Here is a 19967-nt window from a genome sequence, read left to right as displayed (position 1 = left end):
CGGGGTGGGCCTGAAACGGGCGGGCCCACCCCGCCGACACGGGGGATCAGAGTTCGACGATGAGATTCCAGGTGGTTCCGCCGTCCACTGAGTGCATCACCTGTGTTGTGTCCGCGACGATGATCGCGCCCATCGCGCCCACCGAGATGGCGGCCGGCTCGAGGGGGACAGCCCCGACTGCCTCCCAGGTCAGTCCGTCACTCGAGCGGTGCAGGACACCCTGAACGTCGATGCCGACCATGGTGAAGGTGTCGGACTCCGTCGGGCTCGACGCGAGAAGAACGAGGTAGGGAGCATCCGGAACTGCCTCGAAGCTCTGCCCTCGATCCCGACTCACGACCAGGCCGTTGGATGTGGTGGCGAGCAGCGCCGAGGCATCGGCATTCCACGCCACTGACGCCGCTGCGATGGCGGCGCCCTGCTGCCAGCCAGCTCCGCCGTCCGGGCTGACCATGACGCGCCCGGAGATGGAGTCCACACCGGCGAGCATGGCCATCCCCGGACTGGTGCCTCCGGCTGCGAGCGAGTGGAAATCGGCCTCGCCTTCCAAGCTGATCGCTGTCCACTCATCGCCGGAGAGGTCGGACTCGCGGAGCCCGATAGCGCCCGGCCCCTCCTCAGTCGGTCCAGGGTGCCCCGAGACGAGCAGACGATCGCCCACTCGAACCAGCCCCATGGCATCGCCTCGCCAGTCTCCGAGGGGATTCGCCTCTGAGACGGTCTCGCCATCGTGCGGCATGCCCGCAAGAAGGATTCCCTCGTGAGTGGCGATGTGGACGAATCCGGTCATCTCGTCGAGGTCGATCGCGTGAACATGCGACACGCCAGCTTGGAACTCCGGTGCGGGCGCCTCCTCCCGATTGCGCTCAGCGTTCGGCGCCGTACACCCAGCGATGAACAATGTGAGGGCGGTCACGACCGCTGCGAGTGCAGACTTCGGCGCGATCATGAGTCGAGCATCGAGCGCATCAGCTCGATCTCCGCCGCCTGATCGGAAATGATCTGGGTCGCAAGGTCGAGGACGTCCGGGTGGCGACCGTCATCCAACACGTCCTGCGCCATGACAATCGCCCCTTCATGGTGCACGATCATCAGCTCCAAGAACAGGTCACCCGCCTCGGGGCCCGGCGCTTCCTCCAGAGCCTGCATGTCCTCCTCGGACATGCCCATCATCGAGCCCATGCCAGAATCTCCGTGATCCATGCCGCCCATGCCCTCGGCGGGCATCGAGTCCCACTCCTCGAGCCAGGACTCCATCAACTCGATCTCAGGCTCCTGCGCTGCCTTGATCGCCTCGGCAAGCTCGATCACCTCCGACTCGACGCCGTCCTTCTCGAGGAGCATGTCGGCCATCTCGACGGCTTCTTCATGGTGCGGGATCATCATGCCGACGAACATGACGTCGGCGTTGTTCGGCTCGACCGAGGCGTCGGGGGCGGAGGATGCTGTCCGGTCCGAGTTTCCGGCGCTCATGTCCATGTCGGAGGGCATTGCGCAGGCCGTGAGGGTCGCCGCCACGGCGAAGGTCAGGGCGCCCGCGAGGGCGCGCCGCATTGCATTGGTGGTCATCATTGGTCCTTCATCTGTCGGTGTTGTCTGGTGAGCAGTGGAGTCGGCGGGAAACCGACCTCCGCGCATCACCTGCGACTGATGCCGAGCGAGAGAAGGTTCGGGGTCGTTGCGCCCGCGGCAGCAACAGCCGGCTGCGCGACTAGGAGGCCGATCGCTTCCGCGGCTCGGTGGATCGATTCGCGCCACCGGGGCATGAGCAGCAGCGTCACCGCGGACATGATGAGAAGGCCGCAGACCGTCAGCACGTGCATCTGCCCCTCAGTGAGACAGGTCGAACACGTGTCTGTGGGAGGGTCTTCGCCCGGGTTGGCGGTGAGCGCCGCAGATCCGGCGTGGTGGCTGGATGCAGTGGGCGCCTGGATGCTCGAGTGAGTGTCGAGAGTGAGAGCGGCGGAGAGCGTGTGCTCGTCGTGGCTCGCCGATCCCGCGCCGTGCCCTGCCATCAGGGCTCCAAACAGGGCAAGTGCCAGCGCGATGAGGAGACTCATCGCGCGCGCGCTCGTCGTGCTCAGGCCGATTCTCACTCGGTAATGGTGCCACGAGGTGGTGCGGAATGACTGTGTGTGAGCGGGTCGCGGGGCAGCAGAGGCCCGATCTCGGCTCATCTGTCCACGCCGCCACGGTCGATGGTGCCAGCCTCGGGAGCTTGTGATCGAAGCCATCGCGTTAGCGCGACGACGTAGCCGGTGATCGCGGTCACGGCGATGACGAGCCATGTCGTGTCACCTCCCGGCATGTAGTGCGCAGATACGTGCCCGAGGAAGACGTCCATCCATGCAGCGTGAGGAGCTCCTGCCCGGAACAGCAGGTCCGGCGCCATAGCGAAGACGTGAAGCCCGAGGACGAGCATGAGGAGGAAACGCGGACCCGGTGCCTTCCGCACGCGGAGGTAGATCGCCATGACGATGATCGCCACGATCACGGCGACGAGGAAGTGGGTCGCCCAGTGGAATCGGGCGTCGTGGACGCTGTAGCTCAGGAACAGCAGGACCTCAACGACTAGGAGAAGCGCCAGCTGGATCGTCAATGAACGCGGATGGAGCGCTCGATAGCTGGACGCGCCGGGCCGATGCTCTGCACTCATTCCACGGCCCCGCTGATGACGTCGACTTCGAAGGCGTTCTTGAGGTACTGGGGGTCGATCGTTGCGTACCGCACCTGGCGGCTCGAATCGACCACCGCGTAGCCGATGGGCGGCCCGCCATCGACCGGTGCGGGCATGCCGATCGCGTCCACCAACGATCCGTGGGCAACCTCAACCGGCGTCACGACGACCAACGCGGCGCCACCCGAAGTCACGTCCGCGGACCACTGGTCCCACGTTCGGCCTTCGGGTTCCTCCCGCTCGAAAAGCACGATCACAGTGCGCTCCCCGAATCGAACACCCGCGACGTCGGCATCGAGTACCGGTCCATCACGGAGAAGTCCATCCCGCTGGAACGCTGGCCGAGGGTCATCGAGAGGCCCCGGCGGCCGTACGAGGATGGCGACTACCGCGATCAGGAACAAGACCAGCAGCGCCGCAGATGCGGCCGGCACCCACCATCGCATTGGCGGAAACAGGCTGCCGCTCTTCGCGGATCGGTCGGACTCCTCGGCTGCAGCCTGCACGGCGCCACGTTATCCCTTCCTTGTCAAACCTGACCCCGCATCCACACGGTATCGCCGTTCCCTTCAGCGCGACAGCTGGCTCGCGACTTCCGAGGCCCGTCGTTAGGACGCCGATCCGTGGCAGGCAAAGTGGGAGCCGCTCCACGCTCGCTTGGCACCGCGAGGCTGGTAGATCTTCTCGTCGCGGCGCGACCTTCGCCCACGCTGCTTGTCCCGAGCGCGAGACGTGCACGTCCGATGTGGCGAAACACCACGGGACAGGTGTGTCCTCCGAATGTCCGCGCTCTGTCCTTCGGGGGGACATGGATGTCCGATGTCATCGTGACGCGTATGGGTCGGGCGCGCGACGCTCAAGAGCCTGTTCGATCGCACGGTCGACCAGCCAGTCGCCCATGATCGCTGCAGCTTCCCCCAGTCCGTGGAGCTCATCGAGCGAGCTCCAGCAGGGCCACTCCCGCATCGCGACGTTGACGCGCGGGAAACGGGCAGCGCCGAATCGGACGATCTGACTCGTCTTCCATCGCCAGCCGACTTCGACGACGAACCCGCGGTCCACCCGTCCGCATGCCTGGGCGATGGCAGCCGGATCGTCCACCGGCCAGGTGGTCACCCATGCCCACTCCTTCGTGTGGCCCACCCGCCCAAGCCGCCCTCGACGATCAGCCGCAGCAGCGGGATCAATAGGACGGCGTCAAGGCCGGTCTCTTCGGTGTTGTTGAGTCGTTCGGGCAGTTGCGTCGTGAGCTCCGACATGGCGGTACCTTCTTCATGAGTCGGGTGGAGGCTGTCGGCTGCGGGTCACGCGCAGCAGGACAGCTTGGAGATGCCGGTGGTGAAGGCCTTGGCGGCGATCCGGATGCCTTCGGTCATGGTCAGGTAGGGCGCCCATGCGTCGGCGACCTCGGTGACGGTCTTGCCGAGGATGTGGACACCGGCGGCGGCGAGCTCGCCGGCGTCTTTGGCGACGGCGGTGAGACCGAGGATCTCGCCGGTCTCAGCGTTGGCGACGATCTTGATGAAGCCGCGGGTGTCGCGGTTGACCAGCGCCCGGGGCACGTAGTCCAGCGGCAGGACGCGGCAGTCGCAGCGGATTCCGGCAGCGAGCACCTGGGCCTCGGTCATCCCGACCGCGCCGATCGCCGGACTGGTGAAGGTCACCCGCGGCAGCCGGCTGTGGTCCACCGACCGCTCAGCGCCAGCGAACGTGTTCTCGGCGACCATGTTGCCGTGTTGGGCGGCGACGTAGACGAACTCGGGGTGCCCGGTCACGTCGCCGGCTGCCCAGATCCGGGGGTTGGAGGACTGCAGTTGGTCGGTGACCACGATCTCGCCCGTGTCGCCGGTCTTCACCTCCACCGCATCGAGGTTCAGCCCATCGGTGACCGGTCGGCGGCCGAGGGCGACGAGGACCTGTTCGGCGTGGAATTCCTGCTCGCCGCCGGAGATGTCAGCGGTGACAACAACCTGGCCCCTGACGTCGTCACGGGCAACGCGGGTCGGGACCGCACGGCGGACCACGCGGATGCCCTCGTCGGCGAAGACCTCCTGCAGCGCCTTGGATACCTCCGGCTCCTCCTTCGACGCCAGCCGGGAACGAACCAGAAGGGTGACCTTCGACCCGAGCCGGGCGAACAGTTGGGCCTGCTCCAAGGCGACGTAGCCGCCGCCGAGCACCAGCAGCGAGTCGGGAACCTCGGTCAACTCCATCGCCGTGGTCGAGGTCAGGTAGCCGGCCTCCTCAAGACCGTCGATCGGTGGAGCCCATGCGCTGGCGCCGGTGGCGACCAGGTAGTGATCAGCGTCGATCGTCTCGACCGCACCGTCAGTCGCGGTGACCTCAAGAACGGGCGCTTCTGGCGTGCCGGCGAACGCAGCGTCGCCGTGGCGGATCTGCCAGCCGTAGGCGTCGGCGACGTCGACGTACTTCTCACCCCGAAGTTCCTCGACGAGGTCCTGCTTGCTGCTGATCAGCGCGGGCATGTCTACGTCGTCCGCTGTGGTGGCGATCCCCGGGAAACGGTTGCTCGCCTCGGCAGCGGTCTGGCGGGCCTCAGCGGCGGCGATGAGCGCCTTCGACGGCACGCAGCCGGTGTTCACGCACGTGCCGCCGAAAGTGCCGCGCTCGATCATCACCACCGACTTGCCGAGCGTGGTCGCGCGGATGGCGGCGGCGAACGCGGCGCCACCGGATCCGATGATCGCAAGGTCGTACCTGGACTGCATCCCGATTCCTCCCCTGAGTCTTGGGAATTGCTCTTGATGCAGCCACAATGGACCTTCCAGTACGGGGGAAGGTCAAGTGCGACCTGTGACACATCGGAGACCCAGATGAGGATCGGCGAACTCGCCGAGGCGGCCGGCACCACCGCCAAGACCCTGCGGTTCTACGAGGAGCAGGGCCTGCTTCCCGCGGCCGAGCGCACCGCGTCGGGATACCGCGACTACGATCCGGAAGCAGCGACTCGGATCGACTTCATCCACCGCGGCCAGGCTGCCGGACTTACCCTCGCGCAGATCAAACAGATCCTCGACATCCGCGATGGAGGCGAGATTCCCTGCGGCCACGTCCGGGACCTCCTAGACGTTCGTCTGAAGGACATTGAGCGCCAGATCTCGGATCTCGTCTCCCTCCGCGACAACGTTGCCGCCCTCCGCGACGCAGCCGCAGAACCCGAACCCGAGACCTGCAACGCCGACGAGGTCTGCAGGTACCTGTAGCCAATCCGAGATGACGCGCGCAGAGGCGGAGCCTCCTGCCGCGACCTTCCTACGTGACCACAGCGTTATGGCCAGCAACAGCTAGCTGGACTAGCAACGCCCCCGGTGGATGTTGGCCCATCTGCCGGGGGCTTCTTCGTTGACGTAGGTCGAACGTATGTCGCCCCGACGTCCTATGCAACACACAGCCCGATCGGGCGTGTCGGAGCAGTGCCTGCCGGGCTGACTGCGGCAGGTCAGATCGCCACATTTCCGCGATCGAGATCCGACATTTCCGCAATCGGCCCATCGGTGCCCCTGGAGGGACTCGAACCCCCAACCCTTTCCTTAGGACGGAACTGCTCTTCCATTGAGCTACAGAGGCGGTGCCTCCACTCTAGACGGCGGCCGCCGAGCGGGCACCGGTGCACGACCCTTCCGGCGCGACGCCGGCTCTGCGAGCATGACGGGATGCCCGACTCGAGCTCCGAGCATCCGGTCACCGATCTCATCGCCGCGGCGCCGCCACCCGCCCGCGACGTGCTCGCCGGCTGGCACGCCCGCGCGCTCGAGCTCGAGCCCCACGCCACCGAGGGAGTCTCGTACGGCATGCCCGCCCTGCGCTACCGCGCGCGCCCGCTCGTGGCCGTCGCCGCGACGAAGACCGGCTACTCGCTCTACCCGTTCAGCCCAGCCGTGATCGACGCGTGCGCCGAGCACCTCGAGGGCGTCGCGCGGTCGAAGGGCGCGATCTCGTTCACGGATGCCCTGCCGCTGCCGCCCGCCGCCTTCGACGCTCTCGTGCTCGCCCGCCGCGCCGAGATCGACGCCGCCCTCGACCGCTGACCGACCCGCACCGCTCGCCGACCCACCACCACGGAGGATCCATGCCCCGCTACCTGATCTCGTTCCCGAGCCCCGCGATGATCGTGCGCGACGACGAGTGGGGCGACGTCTCCGACGCGGCCCACGCCGTCATCGATGAGATGCGGTCCGCGGGCGTCTACGTCACGAGCGGCGGGCTGCGCGACGACGTCGAGCCGACCCGCGTCGCCGGCGACGGCTCCCTGACCGACGAGCTCTACCCGCAGACCCGCGACCTCAGCGGCGGCATGGCGATCATCGAGGTGCCGTCGCGCGAGGAGGCGCACGCCTGGGCGGCGAAGCTCGCGGTGGCGTGCCGCTGCCCGCAGGAGGTGCGCGAGTTCCAGCACGACCCGCTCGCCTGAAAGATCCGCACCCCCGCCGCACATAACCCGGGTGTGAGCACCGCCGGCGACCGCGAGCGACGGATGCGCGCCCTCGTCGCGCACGTCGCCGACCCCGTGCGCCGCTACCTCCGCCGCCGCACCGACGCCGCGACCGCCGACGACGTGCTCGGCGACGTGCTGCTGGTGCTGTGGCGGCGGCTCGACGACGTGCCCGCCGACCCCGACGAGGCGCTGCCGTGGGCGATCGTCGTCGCGCGCCAGTGCCTCGCGAACGCCGAGCGCGCCGAGCGCCGGCGCACGCGACTCGTCGGGCGCATCATTGCGATCGACCCGCCCGCCGTCGTCGCCCCGGCCCCGGCGGCGAGCGCCGCTGTCGACGCAGGGGGCGACGAGGGCCGCGACGCCGCCCTGCACGCGGCGCTCGACCGGCTGCGCCGCGACGACGCCGAGCTGCTGCGCCTCTGGGCGTGGGACGAGCTCACCACCCCGCAGCTCGCGACCGTGCTCGGCATCTCGCCGAACGCCGCCTCGATCCGCCTGCACCGGGCGAAGGCGCGGCTGCGGGCCGAGCTCGAGCGCGCAGAGGCTCTGGCGGCCGACGACGTGCGCGCCGAGCATCCCCTGAAATCTCCGCCGCCTGCCGGACATGTCGCAGCGAAGGAGGGAAGCACCCATGCACGATGACGGCCGCGCGCTCGGCGACGACGCCTTGCGCGCACGACTCCGCGCCGCCGACCCGGCGGCCGAGACCGCTCCCCTCCCCCCGACGTGGCTCGACCACAGGATGGAGCAACTCATGACCGACACGACCACGACCCTCGCCGCGGCCGAGGCGACCACCCCTGCGCGCCCGCGCATCCCCCGATGGATGCCCCTCGCCGGCGCCGCCGCGGCCGTCGCGATCGCCGCGGCGATCGTCGCGCCCCTCGCACTGGGCGGCACGCAGCCCACCGTCGAGCAGCTCGCCGCACCCGAGGGCGGCGGACTCGCGAGCGGCAGCTGCCTCGCGCTCGACGCCGCGACGATCGCGGCGCAGGAGCAGGCCTTCGCCGCGACTGTGCTCGAGGTCGGCGACGACACGGTGCTGCTCGAGGTCACCGACGTCTTCGCCGGCGAGGTCGCCGACCGCGTCGAGGTGACGCAGGTCGACGCGGTCTCGAGCGACTTCTCGGACGTGCCCTTCGAGGTCGGCGCCGACTACCTGGTGGGCGCGCTCGACGGCACCATCACGGGCTGCGGCGTGAGCGGCGCCGACTCGCCCGAGCTGCGCGCGTTCTACGACGAGGCGTTCGGCGGCTGACCGGCCGCGCGGCCGGCGGCTGCGGGCTCAGGCCGCGATCGGCGCGAGGAAGGTCTCCCACGCCGGTTGCGGCCGCTCGATGCCGCGCACGAGCCACGCGGTGCCGTGCGGGGCCTTGGGCTGCACGCGCAGCCGCCACCCCATCTCCGCCGGTGTGCGGTCGCTCTTGACGTTGTTGCAGCGCAGGCAGCACGCGACGAGGTTCTCCCACGTGTCGGCGCCGCCGCGCGAGCGGGGCATGACGTGGTCGATCGTCGAGGCGAACCCACCGCAGTAGGCGCAGCGATTGCCGTCGCGCCGCAGAACTCCGCGCCGGGTGAGCGGCACCTGCCGGCTGTGCGGCACGCGCACGTAGCGGCGCAGCACGATGACGCTCGGGCGATCGAACGCGTCGTGGATGCCGATGACGGGGTGGGCGTCGTCGCGGGCAAGCACGACGGCCTTGCCGTTCATGACGAGCATGAGCGCTCGACGGAACGACACGACGGCGAGCGGCTCGTAGCCCGCGTTGAGAACGAGAGTGCGCATGTCTGACCTCCGGTGACCGGCCCGCATGGCCTGCGGGCGGTGGTTCGCTCCTCGCCGTTCTCGCGGGCGGGAGGTCAGCGCGCCCGCTGCTGCGGGCACAAAAAAAGCACCGCAGTCAGACTGCAGTGCTCGCTGTCGCGCGTCCCTGACAGGGCAGGGACGTGCGCACGCTGTGCCGTATGCGGAAGACGGCGCGCGCATCCACGGTTTGGATGTCGCGTCGCTCGCACATGGCTCTCCCGAAGCTCCTCTGATGGCGCCGAGGGCTTCAGGCTAACCCATGAATCGGCGCGACCCGCTGTGCGGGCGCGCCGATTCACGGGCCGTTCACTCCCGGCGCGCTGCGCGCGACAGCAGCGGATGCGCGGCGCGCGCCCTCGAGGAACGCGTCAGGGGGCGAGTGGTCGGCTCAGCCGATGCGGACGATGTAGTAGGCGTCGGTCCAGAGCGGTCGAGCCTGCACGGTCTTGCCCGGGTACGGCGCATCGAGGATCGCGCCGTTGCCCATGTAGATGCCGACGTGGCTGTGGTCGTTGAGCACGACGAGGTCGCCGGGGCGGGCATCCGCTCGCGAGATCTTCGTGCCCATCGCCGCCTGGCCGGAGACGCTGTGCGGCAGGGCGATGCCCACCTGGGCGAAGACGTACGACGTGAAGCCGGAGCAGTCGAAGCCGGCGGGCGTCGTGCCGCCGTACTGGTAGGGCACGCCGACGTACTGCAGGCCGATCTGCACGACCGCGTTCTGGTCGTAGGCGGCGACCGGGGCGGCGAGGTAGTCCTCGGCGGTCGGGCCGCTCCAGGCCTGGTAGCTCGCGGCGAGCTGCGCCCGGCGCTCGGCGGCGGCCGCAGCGGCCAGCTCGGCCTCGCTCGTGGCGGTGAACTCGTCGCGCGACACGGTCTGGGCGGTGACGGTGTCGACGCGCAGGCTCTGCGACTGCGTCGAGCGCAGCTGCGCCATCGCCTCGGCGGTGCCGACGCCCTCGGCGTTCGCGGCCGGGTTCACGGCGTAACCCGGCAGGGCGAGCGTCGCGACGATGCCGGTCGCGACGGCCATGACGGTGACGTTGAGCGCGGTGCCGCGGAGGGTGGAGCGGCGAGCGGCGCGGGTGGTGGAGCGGGTGGCCTCCGCAGGGAGCGCGGACGCGGTGGGGTTGCCTTGGATCAAGAGTGTGACCTCCTGCGCCTCGCCGCTCCTTGGTGCGGCCCGTCCAGCTTTCGTGATGTTCACGGTCCGCGCGCGAGACGGGCGAGCGAGTGCGCCGCGTGCGGAGTCCTGGGTCGGCTGGGTGGCCGGGTCGGACTCAGCGAGTGTAGGCGAAGTTACGGGAAAGTAACAATCGACTCGCCCGCACTAGATGTAGTGGCTATCTGTCAGTCGCCGACGTAAATGTGTCGTGCGACCTCGAGCGGCAGCTCGATGCCCTCGGCCCGGCCGACGACCTCGACCGTGAAGTACCCGCTCGTCTCGCCGCGCACCTGGGCTTCGGCGCCGGGCGTCACACCCGCCTCGTGCAGCTGGTGCAGCAGGTCGGGGTCGAACTGCACGGGCTCGGCCAGCCGCCGCACCGTGCAGTGCCGCGTGCCCGCCGCGACGGCGTTCGGCAGGGAGATCACACCCTCGAGGAAGGGCTCGGCAGCGGGCCCGCCGATCTCGTCCAGACCGGGGATGGGGTTGCCGTACGGCGACTCGGTGGGCGTGTCGAGCAGCTGCAGCAGGCGACGCTCGACCTGCTCGCTCATCACGTGCTCCCACCGGCAGGCCTCATCATGCACGAGCGACCACTCCAGGCCGATGACGTCGGCGAGAAGCCGCTCGGCGAGGCGGTGCTTGCGCATGACGCCGATGGCCTTGCGGCGCCCCTCCTCGGTGAGCTCGAGGTGACGATCGCCCTCGACGCTCAGCAGACCGTCGCGCTCCATGCGCGCCACGGTCTGCGACACCGTCGGGCCGGAGTGGCCGATGCGCTCCGAGATGCGGGCGCGCAGCGGCACGATGCCCTCCTCCTCGAGGTCGAGGATGGTGCGCAGATACATCTCGGTGGTGTCGACCAGATCGGTCACGCCGCGTCCTCCTCTGTCGCCCGCCGGATGGTGAGGCAAGCCTAACGGGCCGCGCCGACGGCCCCCGTGCGCCTCAGTAGGATCAACGCATGGCCGACATCGTGATTCCCGCCGAACTGCTGCCTCGCGACGGACGCTTCGGCTGCGGCCCCTCGAAGGTGCGGCCCGAGCAGCTCTCGGCCCTCGCCTCGGCCCACGACCTGCTCGGCACGTCGCACCGCCAGGCCCCGGTGAAGAACCTCGTCGCGAGCGTGCGCGCGGGGCTCTCCGATCTCTTCCGCCTGCCCGAGGGCTACGAGGTCGTGCTCGGCAACGGCGGCTCGACCGCCTTCTGGGATGTCGCCGCGTTCGGCCTCATCGAGCGCCGCAGCGCCCACCTCGACTTCGGCGAGTTCGGCAGCAAGTTCGTCACCTCCGCCAGCGCGCCCTGGCTCGAGACCCCGCACGTCGTGAAGACCGCCGGCGGCACGCGCGGCGAGCTGACCGTGGTCGACGGCGCCGACGTCTACGCCTACCCGCACAACGAGACCTCGACGGGCGTGAGCGCCGCCGTCACGCGCGTCGGAGCATCCCCCGACGCCCTCACCGTCGTCGACGCAACGAGCGCCGCGGGCGGCATCGACTTCGACGTCGCCGAGACCGACGTCTACTACTTCGCCCCGCAGAAGAACTTCGCCGGCGACGGCGGCCTGTGGCTCGCGCTCATGAGCCCCGCCGCGATCGAGCGAGCGGAGCGCATCGCCGCGAGCGGCCGGTACATCCCCCCGTTCCTGTCGCTCACGGCCGCGATCGAGAACTCGCGCCTGCAGCAGACGCTCAACACCCCGGCCCTCGCGACGCTCGTCATGCTCGACGAGCAGGTGCGCTGGATCAACGGCGAGGGCGGCCTCGCCTGGGCCGCGTCGCGCACCGCCGAGAGCTCGAGCCACCTCTACGACTGGGCCGAGCAGCACGCCCTCGCGACGCCCTTCGTCGCCGACCCCGCGCACCGCTCGCAGGTGGTCGTGACGATCGACTTCGACGACTCGGTCGACGCCGCAGCGCTCGCGAAGACCCTGCGCGCCAACGGCATCGTCGACACCGAGCCGTACCGCAAGCTCGGCCGCAACCAGCTGCGCATCGCCACCTTCGTCGCGATCGATCCCGACGACGTGCGGCAGCTGACGCGCTCGATCGACTTCGTGCTCGAGCGGCTGGCGGGCTGAGCCGTGCGGCTGTGGGTGCGGCACGACGAGCGACTGCCCGACCCGCCGCCGCTGCGCACGAACGACCGGCTCGCGTTCGTCGTCGGGCTCATCGGCTGGGTCATCGCGGGCGTCATCACGCTGGGGATGCTCCTGCTGACCGATCTCGTCGACTCCGTCGGCGGCCTGGTCACCATCGCCGTCGGGCTCGTGCTCGGCCTCGCCGGGCTGCTCGTCTCGTCGCGCCGCCGCTAGTCAGCGCGCGCGGAGCCGAGTCTCACAGGCCCGAGTCGTCGTCCTCGTCGTCGAGGTCGTCGTCCTCGTCGGCGTCATCGTCGTCGTCCTCATCGAGGTTGTCGTCCGACTCGTCATCCTCGTCGTCGTCCTCATCGACGTCGTCGTCTGACTCATCGTCGTCCTCGTCCGCGTGCAGGTCGACGTCGACGCCGTCGACGTCGTCATCGTGCTCGGGGTGGTCGTCGTCGTGCTCGTCGTCGGCGCTCTCATCGTCGGCGTCGTCGCCGTCGCCCTCCTCGGCACCCGCTTCCGCCTGCTGCGCGAGGTACTCCTCGAGCCGGTCGGCCCACGGCACCCAGTCGGGCGCGAGCAGCGCGCCGTCGCCGGGCATGAGCTCGGTCTCGAGCACCGAGGGCTCCATGCCGGGGTTGACGGCGATGCTCACCGTCCAGGCCCAGCCGAGGTAGCCGCCCTGCGTGGTCGAGAAGCGCACGGTCGCCACGTCGTCGGCGACCTCGATCTCGCGCAGCGCGCCGACGGTCTTCGCCGGGGTGATCTCGAGCAGCGCCTCGCGGGCGAGCGCCTCGAGAGCCGCGCGGTCGTGCGCGACGGCGTCAGGCATCCAGCTCGTCCGCCACGCGGCGCAGCACGGCGGCGATCTTCGCGCCGTGCTCGCTGTCGGGGTAGCGGCCGCCCTTGAGGCGACCGCCGACGCCGTCGAGCAGCTTGATGAGGTCCTCCACGATGACCGCCATCTCGTCGGCGGGCTTGCGGTGCGCCTTGGCGAGGCTGGGCTTGGCGTCGAGCACGCGCACCGAGAGCGCCTGCGCGCCGCGCTTGCCGTCGGCGACGCCGAACTCGAGGCGGCTGCCGGCCTTGACGACGGCACCCTGGGGCAGCGCGGAGGCGTGCAGGAAGACCTCGGATCCGTCATCCGCGTGGATGAATCCGAAACCCTTCTCCTGGTCGTAGAACTTGACCTTGCCGGTGGGCATGCGCGCACTCCTCGCCTGTGGATGGTCCAGCCTTCGAGGATACCCCGCGGCGGCTCCCCCAGGATCGGGGGTACTGGGGCGTCGGCGGCCGCACCTATCCTGGAGGGGTGCCCGAGGAATCCGTCGTGATGAACAACCGCGTCGAGCGCATCCTGGCCTACATGGTCGCGGGCATCATCGTGCTGAGCCTGGCGAGCTTCGTCGCCGTCATCATCGCGACCGCCTCCGGCCTCGAGCCGCGCGACTTCACCTCGGGCGTGTGGCCCGTCATCACCGTGCTGCCCCTCATCGGCCTGCCGATCGGGTTCGTCCTCATCATCACGCTGCTCGTCGTGAGCGCCGTGCGACGTGGGCGGGCCGCGCGGGATGCCGTCAACTAGCGCCGCCTCCCTGGCCCTGGCCGCGCGGCTGCGCGACCGGAGCGACGCGAGCCTCGCGCGGCTCATCCGCGACCGCGGCGTCGGGCCCGCGGGCCTGCGCGATGTGTTCGATCTCGCCGAGGCGCTGCTCGAGCCGCACAGCGTCGCCCCGGCGCTCGCGAACCTCAGCCGCCGCGCCCTCGCCGCGATCGCGACGGCCGGCGACGACAGCGAGGGGATGCCGCTCTCGCGCCTCGCCGCCCGCCTCGGCCGCGACATCGCCGCCGTGCGGCACGACCTCGAACCCGCCGACGAGGCCGCCCTGCTCGCCCTCGACGAGTCGGAGGCGCACGGCGCCGACCCGCTCGTGCTCGTCTGGCCGACCGTGGTCGCCGAGCTGCGCGCTTGGCCGACCCGCGGCCTGCCGAGCGCCGACGAGCTGCGCGACGCGCCAGCCCCGCCCGTGCTCGAGCCCGTCGACGACACCGACCGCCGGTTCCTCGACCGCGGCGCCGCCGAGAAGGCGTACACGACGGTCGTGCGGGTGACCGAGCTGCTCGTCGCTCTGCACGATGCGCCCGCGCGCATGCTCGCGAAGGGCGGCCTCGCGCTGCCCGAGGCGAAGCGACTCGCGGCCGCCGCCGACGCCGCACTCGACGAGGTGCCGGTGCTGCTCGACCTGGCGCAGCTCGCGGGACTCGCCGTCGACGAGGGCGGGCGCACTCGGGCGCTCGCGGCCGCCGCCGAGTGGCGGGGCCGCTCCGTCGCCGACCGGTGGAGCGCGCTCGCCGCGGCCTGGGCATCCTCGCTGCCGGTGGAGCTGCGCGAGCTGCTCGCCGACCGCGTCGACGCCCGCTGGGGCGAGGGCGTGAGCGACTTCGTCGACTGGCTGTACCCGGCCGGCGGGGATGCCCTGCTGCGCCGCCTGCATCGGCGCGGCGCCCAGGGCGACCGGCTCGGCATCGCCTCCGACGGCCGCCCGTCGTCGATCGGTGCGGCACTCGTCACGGCCGGAGCCGAGGCGGCCGCCGAGGCGCTCGCGCCGCTCGTGCCGCCCGCGGTCGACAAGGTGTACCTGCAGCACGACCTCACGATCGTGTCGCCCGGCCCGCTCGAGGGCGCGATCGACGAGCAGCTGCGCCGCGTCGCCGTCATGGAGTCGTCGGGCCTCGCCGGCCGCTACCGCGTCACGGAAGAGTCGGTGACGCGCGCCATCGCGCTCGGCGAGACGGCCGAGAGCCTCGTGCGGTTCCTCGGCCGCATCTCGCTCACGGGCGTGCCGCAGCCGTTGGAGTACCTCGTGCGCGAGACCGCGCGTCGCTACGGCACCGTGCGGGTCGGGCCGCTCGCGCCCGAGGAGGCCGCCGAGCTGGGTGCCCGCACGGGCATCCGCAGCGACGACGCCGTCATGCTCGAGGCCGTGCTGGTCGACGCCGCGACCGCCTCGCTCGGGCTGCGCCGCACCGGCCCGCACCGACTGGTGAGCCGCGTCGAACCCGCCGTCGTGCTGTGGAGCCTCATCGACGCCCGCTACCCCGCCGCCCCCGACGACGGCGCGCTGCCGCCCGAGCGCCCCAGCCCCACCGCCGCGCGCCGCACCCCGCCGCCCGTCGACGATCCGATCGCCGCGGCCGTGCAGCGGATGCGCCAGGCCGCCGAGGCCACCCGGACCGAGAGCGGCGAGGCCTGGGTGGCGCGGCAGTGGGAGCTCGCCGTGCGCGGCCGGCTCACCGTGCGGGCGACGATCGCCATGCCCGACGGGTCGTCGCGCGTGCTCGTGCTCGAGCCCACGGGCATCGCCGGGGCGCGCGTGCGCGGGCGCGACGTGCAGGCCGACGTCGAGCGCACGCTGCCCGTGTCGAGCATCACCGCGCTCGAGCCGGCCGACTGAGTCGTCGGTCGCGGCGCGCGGCGGGCATCCGCGGTCGGGGCCTCTCAGGCGGCGCACCTAGACTGGCCCGTTATGAATCCCGAGGGCCCGCTCATCGTGCAGAGCGACCGCACCGTGCTGCTGGAGGTCGCGAACCCGCTCGCCGAGGAGGCCCGCCACGCGCTCGCCGTCTTCGCCGAGCTCGAGCGCGCCCCCGAGCACGTGCACACCTACCGCATCACCCGGCTCGGCCTGTGGAACGCCCGCGCCGCCGGCCACGAGGCCGCCGAGATGCTCGCGGTGCTCGAGAAGTACGCGAAGTTCCCCGTGCCGCAGTCGGTGTCGCTCGACATCACCGAGACGGTGGGCCGCTACGGCCGGCTGATCATCGTGCGCGACGACGAGGGCAATCTCGTGCTGCGGTCGACGGATGCCGCGGTACTGACCGAGATCGCCCACAACAAGAAGGTGGCCCCGCTGCTCACGCGGCGCATCGATCACGCGGCCTTCGAGCTCGCCGCCTGGGCCCGCGGCCAGGTCAAGCAGGAGCTCGTGAAGATCGGCTGGCCGGCGGAGGATCTCGCCGGCTACACGCCCGGCACCCCGCACGAGATCGACCTGCATGAGGACGGGTGGAGCCTGCGGCCCTACCAGCAGACCGCGGTCGACCACTTCTTCGAGGGCGGCTCCGGCGTCGTCGTGCTGCCGTGCGGCGCCGGCAAGACGCTCGTCGGCGCGGCGGCGATGGCGGCGGCCGACACGACGACGCTCATCCTCGTGACGAACACCGTCTCGGCCCGGCAGTGGCGCGACGAGCTGCTGCGGCGTACCTCGCTCACCGCCGACGAGATCGGCGAGTACTCGGGGCAGGTGAAGGAGGTCAAGCCGGTCACGATCGCGACGTACCAGATCCTCACCGCGAAGCGGAAGGGCGACTACGCCCACCTCGCCCTGCTCGACGCCCTCGACTGGGGTCTCATCGTCTACGACGAGGTGCACCTGCTGCCCGCGCCGGTGTTCAAGCTCACCGCCGAGCTGCAGGCGCGCCGCCGCCTGGGTCTCACGGCGACGCTCGTGCGGGAGGACGGCCGCGAGGGCGACGTGTTCAGCCTCATCGGCCCGAAGCGCTTCGACGCGCCGTGGAAGGAGATCGAGGCGCAGGGCTACATCTCCCCCGCCTCCTGCTACGAGGTGCGCGTCGACCTGCCCGCGAGCGAGCGGCTCGAGTACGCGGCGAGCGCCGACGACCAGCGCTACCGGCTCGCCGCGACGGCCCCGGCGAAGCTCGAGGTCGTGAAGCAGCTCGTCGCCCAGCACGAGGGCGAGCGCATCCTCATCATCGGGCAGTACCTCGACCAGATCGACGAGCTCAGCGAGGCGCTCGGGGTGCCGCAGCTGACCGGCTCGACGCCCGTCGACGAGCGCGAGCGGCTGTTCCAGGAGTTCCGGGTCGGCGAGACGCCGGTGCTCGTGGTGTCGAAGGTCGCCAACTTCTCGGTCGACCTGCCCGAGGCGACCGTCGCGATCCAGGTCTCCGGCTCGTTCGGCTCGCGGCAGGAGGAGGCGCAGCGCCTCGGCCGCCTGCTGCGGCCGAAGGAGAGCGGCCTGCCCGCCCACTTCTACACGCTCGTCGCGCGCGACACCGTCGACCAGGATTTCGCGCAGAACCGTCAGCGGTTCCTCGCCGAGCAGGGCTACAGCTACACGATCATGGACGCGACCTCGATCGGCGCCGCTGCCGCGTAGGGGCTCTCGGGCCGTCCGCGACGACCGCGGGTCAGCGCGGCGAGAGCGCGCCGGCCAGCAGTCGCTCCCGCCAGGCGAGCGCGTCGCGGATGCCCCGCTCGAGGTCGAGCTCCGCCTCCCAGTCGAGCAGCTCGCGCGCCCGCTCGCTCCGCGTGTAGACGCCCGCGCTGTCGCCGGGGCGCGGCGGCAGGTCGACGGTCGCGACGGGCTCGCCGACGACGCGCTCGAAGGCCGCGACGAGCTCACGCACCGTGACGCCCTCGCCCGTGCCGAGGTTGATGACGGCGGCCGGCCCCTCGCTCGCGGTGACGGCGTCGAACCGGCGCACGGCGGCGACGTGGGCGCGCGCGAGATCCCACACGTGGATGTAGTCGCGGATGCCGGTGCCGTCGCGCGTCGGCCAGTCGACGCCCGTGATCGTGAAGGGCGCACCCTCGGCGTGCAGACGGATGAGGCGGCCGAGCGCGTGCGACGGCTCGGCGAGCTGCAGTCCCGTGCGCAGCTGCGGGTCGGCGCCGATGGGGTTGAAGTACCGAAGGCTGATCGCGCGCACCTGGCCGGCGAGCGCGGCGTCGCGCAGGATCGCCTCGAACATGGCCTTCGTCGCGGCGTACGGGCTCAGCGGCTCGATCGGCGAGCGCTCGTCGACCGTGAAGTCGTCGCTCGCGCGGTAGATCGAGGCCGACGACGAGAACACGACGCGCTCGATGCCGTGACGTCGCAGGTGCCCGAGCAGGTCGATGCCCTTGCCGACGTTGTTCTCGTAGTAGTCGAGCGGCTGCTCGACCGACTCCGGCACGACGATCTTCGCCGCGCAGTGGATGACGACGTCGATGTCGGGATGCTCGGCGACGATGCGGTCGATGAGCGCACCGTCGGCGGCGTCCCCCTCGTAGAAGGCCCCGCCGCTCGTGAACGCTCGCGCTCCCGTCGAGAGGTCGTCGAGCACGACGGTCGCGAGCCCCGCCTCCCGGCAGGCGGTCGCGACGGTGCTGCCGATGAACCCGGCGCCGCCGGTGATGAGGACGGTCACCTTGGCGAGTCTAGGCGGGGCCGACGACGGCGAGGATGCGCTCGCCGAGGTCGACCGGCCGCGTCAGCTGCGGCCAGTGCCCGGTCGGCAGCTCGACGACCTCGAGCGACTCGAGCCGAGCGAGCTCATCCGCCCACGGCGCACCGCGCTCGATCGCGCCCTCGAGGTCGGTGGCCGGGAACTCGCACGCGATGATCGTGACGGGGATGCTGTACCGGGCCTCGTCCGCCAGCCGCAGCGGGTCGCGCGCGACCCCCGCGGGCTCGGCGACCGCGATCGCGCGGAAGCGCTCGCGCGCCTCGTCGTCGAGGTCGCGCAGGTCGGCCTCCTCGAAGACCTCCCAGTCGGGCAGCGGCAACGAGTCGCCCTCGACGGGCAGCTCGTCGTTGACGACGCTGCCCTCGCCCATCGGGAAGGCGTCGACGAACACGAGGCGGGCGACGAGGTCGGGCCGGGCATCCGCCGCGCCCCAGGCGATCGCCGCGCCGCCGGAGTGGCCCACGAGCACGACGGGCGCCGCGCCCTCGCCGGCGAGCTGGTCGAGCTCGGCGACGACGGCGTCGATGTGGGTCTGCAGGCCGATGCCGGCGTGCGGGGCCGCGTCGGCCTCCTTGCCGGGCAACGTGAGCGGGTGCACACGGTGGCCCGCGGCGGCGAGGGGCGGGGTGACGGGGCTCCAGGAGGCGCCGTCGAGCCAGAAGCCGGGGATGAGCACGATGTCCATGCGCCGAACCTAGAGCCGAGCACCGACGCTCGGCCAGGGGCGACTCACAGCGCGCGCCGACCGGCGTCGGGCATCCATTCGATGATCGTCGGCGCGGCGTTCAGGAAACATACAACGAACGCGCAGAGACTGGGCGCATGGCTGACGGACCCAAGATCCTCATCGTTGACGACGAACCGAACATCCGCGACCTCCTCACCACCTCGCTGCGCTTCGCGGGCTTCATGGTGCGCGCGGTCGGCAACGGAGCACAGGCGATCTCGGCCGTGCTCGAGGAGGAGCCCGACCTCATCATCCTCGACGTCATGCTGCCCGACATCAACGGCTTCGGCGTCACCAAGCGCCTGCGGTCGAGCGGCTACACGAGCCCCATCCTCTTCCTCACCGCCAAGGACGACACCGACGACAAGATCATGGGTCTCACCGTCGGCGGCGACGACTACGTCACCAAGCCGTTCAGCCTCGACGAGATCGTCGCCCGCATCAAGGCGATCCTGCGCCGCACCATGCAGGAGGAGGACGACGCGATCATCCGCGCCGGCGAGCTCACCATGGACCAGGACACGCACGAGGTCACCGTCGGCGACGCCGTCATCGAGCTCAGCCCCACCGAGTTCAAGCTGCTGCGCTACCTCATGCTCAACCCCAACCGGGTGCTGTCGAAGGCGCAGATCCTCGACCACGTGTGGGAGTACGACTTCAACGGCGACGCCGGCATCGTCGAGAGCTACATCTCGTACCTGCGCCGCAAGCTCGACCAGCACACCGATGAGCCGCTCATCCAGACCAAGCGCGGCTTCGGCTACATGCTGAAGGCCGCGAAGGCCTAGTGCCCGCGG

The 19967-nt window shown here is 70.8% G+C and carries 26 protein-coding genes and 1 tRNA gene; 11 read left to right on the top strand and 16 right to left on the bottom strand.

What is annotated here, in order from left to right:
• Window positions 1-46: 46 nt before the first annotated feature.
• The 8 genes from ID804_RS01915 to merA form a co-directional block, all read right to left on the bottom strand.
• Window positions 47-949, bottom strand: a complete 903-nt coding sequence (locus ID804_RS01915) for a WD40/YVTN/BNR-like repeat-containing protein (RefSeq protein WP_169077262.1) — start codon at window positions 947-949, stop codon at window positions 47-49.
• On the bottom strand, window positions 946-1569 hold the full coding sequence (locus ID804_RS01910) for a DUF305 domain-containing protein (RefSeq protein ID WP_211160882.1): 624 nt from the start codon (window positions 1567-1569) through the stop codon (window positions 946-948). The genes ID804_RS01915 and ID804_RS01910 overlap by 4 nt, the downstream gene beginning before the upstream one ends.
• A 68-nt stretch (window positions 1570-1637) precedes the next feature.
• Window positions 1638-2096, bottom strand: a complete 459-nt coding sequence (locus tag ID804_RS01905; protein WP_169077261.1) for a hypothetical protein — start codon at window positions 2094-2096, stop codon at window positions 1638-1640.
• Window positions 2097-2173: 77 nt separating this feature from the next.
• Window positions 2174-2599 (bottom strand): hypothetical protein, encoded by a 426-nt coding sequence (locus ID804_RS01900; RefSeq protein ID WP_169077260.1) that lies wholly within the window; start codon window positions 2597-2599, stop codon window positions 2174-2176.
• A 53-nt stretch (window positions 2600-2652) separates the two neighbouring features.
• A complete protein-coding gene (locus ID804_RS01895; RefSeq protein WP_169077259.1) occupies window positions 2653-3183 on the bottom strand; it encodes a hypothetical protein in 531 nt (176 codons plus the stop codon).
• 316 nt (window positions 3184-3499) lie between these two features.
• The gene (locus tag ID804_RS01890) at window positions 3500-3793 is read right to left on the bottom strand and encodes a hypothetical protein (protein ID WP_169077258.1); all 294 of its coding nucleotides are present in this window, start codon (window positions 3791-3793) and stop codon (window positions 3500-3502) included.
• Window positions 3790-3936: a hypothetical protein gene (locus ID804_RS01885; RefSeq protein WP_211160881.1), complete on the bottom strand. Its 147-nt coding sequence runs from the start codon at window positions 3934-3936 to the stop codon at window positions 3790-3792. The genes ID804_RS01890 and ID804_RS01885 overlap by 4 nt, the downstream gene beginning before the upstream one ends.
• A gap of 45 nt (window positions 3937-3981) precedes the next feature.
• Window positions 3982-5406: a mercury(II) reductase gene (merA, locus tag ID804_RS01880; protein WP_169077257.1), complete on the bottom strand. Its 1425-nt coding sequence runs from the start codon at window positions 5404-5406 to the stop codon at window positions 3982-3984.
• Window positions 5407-5511: 105 nt separating this feature from the next.
• On the opposite strand from merA, the gene ID804_RS01875 reads away from it, so the two are divergent.
• Window positions 5512-5901, top strand: coding sequence for a heavy metal-responsive transcriptional regulator (locus tag ID804_RS01875; RefSeq protein ID WP_040347802.1), 390 nt, complete (start codon window positions 5512-5514; stop codon window positions 5899-5901).
• Between the two features lie 292 nt (window positions 5902-6193).
• On the opposite strand, the gene ID804_RS01870 is transcribed toward ID804_RS01875, so the two are convergent.
• Window positions 6194-6265 (bottom strand) — tRNA-Arg (locus tag ID804_RS01870).
• 86 nt (window positions 6266-6351) lie between these two features.
• On the opposite strand from ID804_RS01870, the gene ID804_RS01865 reads away from it, so the two are divergent.
• The 4 genes from ID804_RS01865 to ID804_RS01850 all read left to right on the top strand — a co-directional run bounded on the left by ID804_RS01865 (window position 6352) and on the right by ID804_RS01850 (window position 8391).
• Window positions 6352-6726, top strand: coding sequence for an iron chaperone (locus tag ID804_RS01865; RefSeq protein WP_169077256.1), 375 nt, complete (start codon window positions 6352-6354; stop codon window positions 6724-6726).
• A 41-nt stretch (window positions 6727-6767) separates the two neighbouring features.
• Window positions 6768-7109: a YciI family protein gene (locus ID804_RS01860; protein ID WP_169077255.1), complete on the top strand. Its 342-nt coding sequence runs from the start codon at window positions 6768-6770 to the stop codon at window positions 7107-7109.
• Between the two features lie 33 nt (window positions 7110-7142).
• Window positions 7143-7775, top strand: coding sequence for an RNA polymerase sigma factor (locus ID804_RS01855; RefSeq protein ID WP_211160880.1), 633 nt, complete (start codon window positions 7143-7145; stop codon window positions 7773-7775).
• A 112-nt stretch (window positions 7776-7887) separates the two neighbouring features.
• Window positions 7888-8391 carry a hypothetical protein gene (locus tag ID804_RS01850; RefSeq protein WP_169077254.1) on the top strand — a complete coding sequence of 168 codons (504 nt, stop codon included), beginning with the start codon at window positions 7888-7890 and terminating at the stop codon, window positions 8389-8391.
• Between the two features lie 27 nt (window positions 8392-8418).
• Here the strand turns inward: ID804_RS01850 and ID804_RS01845 are convergent, their stop codons facing one another.
• From ID804_RS01845 to ID804_RS01835, 3 genes are all read right to left on the bottom strand, one after another.
• Window positions 8419-8919 carry an HNH endonuclease gene (locus ID804_RS01845; protein WP_169077253.1) on the bottom strand — a complete coding sequence of 167 codons (501 nt, stop codon included), beginning with the start codon at window positions 8917-8919 and terminating at the stop codon, window positions 8419-8421.
• A gap of 409 nt (window positions 8920-9328) precedes the next feature.
• Window positions 9329-10084 carry a C40 family peptidase gene (locus tag ID804_RS01840; protein ID WP_169077252.1) on the bottom strand — a complete coding sequence of 252 codons (756 nt, stop codon included), beginning with the start codon at window positions 10082-10084 and terminating at the stop codon, window positions 9329-9331.
• A gap of 206 nt (window positions 10085-10290) precedes the next feature.
• Entirely contained in the window at window positions 10291-10980 is a 690-nt protein-coding gene (locus ID804_RS01835) for a metal-dependent transcriptional regulator (RefSeq protein WP_169077251.1), read from the bottom strand.
• An 89-nt stretch (window positions 10981-11069) separates the two neighbouring features.
• On the opposite strand from ID804_RS01835, the gene serC reads away from it, so the two are divergent.
• Complete coding sequence (serC, locus tag ID804_RS01830) at window positions 11070-12185, top strand: phosphoserine transaminase (protein WP_169077250.1); 1116 nt, start codon at window positions 11070-11072, stop codon at window positions 12183-12185.
• A 3-nt stretch (window positions 12186-12188) separates the two neighbouring features.
• Window positions 12189-12419: a DUF2530 domain-containing protein gene (locus ID804_RS01825; RefSeq protein ID WP_211160879.1), complete on the top strand. Its 231-nt coding sequence runs from the start codon at window positions 12189-12191 to the stop codon at window positions 12417-12419.
• A gap of 22 nt (window positions 12420-12441) precedes the next feature.
• Here ID804_RS01825 and ID804_RS01820 read toward each other — a convergent pair whose 3' ends face one another.
• Window positions 12442-13023 carry a DUF3027 domain-containing protein gene (locus ID804_RS01820; protein WP_169077249.1) on the bottom strand — a complete coding sequence of 194 codons (582 nt, stop codon included), beginning with the start codon at window positions 13021-13023 and terminating at the stop codon, window positions 12442-12444.
• Window positions 13016-13396 (bottom strand): cold-shock protein, encoded by a 381-nt coding sequence (locus ID804_RS01815; RefSeq protein WP_169077248.1) that lies wholly within the window; start codon window positions 13394-13396, stop codon window positions 13016-13018. The genes ID804_RS01820 and ID804_RS01815 overlap by 8 nt, the downstream gene beginning before the upstream one ends.
• Before the next feature lie 107 nt (window positions 13397-13503).
• Here ID804_RS01815 and ID804_RS01810 point away from each other — a divergent pair, with 107 nt between their 5' ends.
• The 3 genes from ID804_RS01810 to ID804_RS01800 all read left to right on the top strand — a co-directional run bounded on the left by ID804_RS01810 (window position 13504) and on the right by ID804_RS01800 (window position 17371).
• Complete coding sequence (locus ID804_RS01810) at window positions 13504-13776, top strand: multidrug ABC transporter ATPase (RefSeq protein WP_169077247.1); 273 nt, start codon at window positions 13504-13506, stop codon at window positions 13774-13776.
• Window positions 13763-15646: a helicase-associated domain-containing protein gene (locus ID804_RS01805; RefSeq protein ID WP_169077246.1), complete on the top strand. Its 1884-nt coding sequence runs from the start codon at window positions 13763-13765 to the stop codon at window positions 15644-15646. Before ID804_RS01810 ends, ID804_RS01805 begins: the two co-directional genes overlap by 14 nt.
• Before the next feature lie 72 nt (window positions 15647-15718).
• On the top strand, window positions 15719-17371 hold the full coding sequence (locus tag ID804_RS01800; protein WP_169077245.1) for a DNA repair helicase XPB: 1653 nt from the start codon (window positions 15719-15721) through the stop codon (window positions 17369-17371).
• Window positions 17372-17402: 31 nt separating this feature from the next.
• Here the strand turns inward: ID804_RS01800 and galE are convergent, their stop codons facing one another.
• Both galE and ID804_RS01790 read right to left on the bottom strand, forming a co-directional pair.
• On the bottom strand, window positions 17403-18404 hold the full coding sequence (gene galE, locus ID804_RS01795) for a UDP-glucose 4-epimerase GalE (protein WP_169077244.1): 1002 nt from the start codon (window positions 18402-18404) through the stop codon (window positions 17403-17405).
• A 10-nt stretch (window positions 18405-18414) separates the two neighbouring features.
• Window positions 18415-19128 (bottom strand): alpha/beta fold hydrolase, encoded by a 714-nt coding sequence (locus tag ID804_RS01790; RefSeq protein ID WP_169077243.1) that lies wholly within the window; start codon window positions 19126-19128, stop codon window positions 18415-18417.
• 137 nt (window positions 19129-19265) lie between these two features.
• On the opposite strand from ID804_RS01790, the gene ID804_RS01785 reads away from it, so the two are divergent.
• Window positions 19266-19958 (top strand): response regulator transcription factor, encoded by a 693-nt coding sequence (locus ID804_RS01785; RefSeq protein ID WP_169077242.1) that lies wholly within the window; start codon window positions 19266-19268, stop codon window positions 19956-19958.
• Window positions 19959-19967: the final 9 nt, after the last annotated feature.

Source organism: Microcella alkalica, assembly GCF_014595885.1.
In the GTDB taxonomy this organism is placed as follows: Bacteria; Actinomycetota; Actinomycetes; order Actinomycetales; family Microbacteriaceae; genus Microcella; species Microcella alkaliphila_B.
The sequence above is the reverse complement of the archived record's forward strand: the minus strand, read 5'-3'. Positions and strand labels throughout refer to the sequence as shown.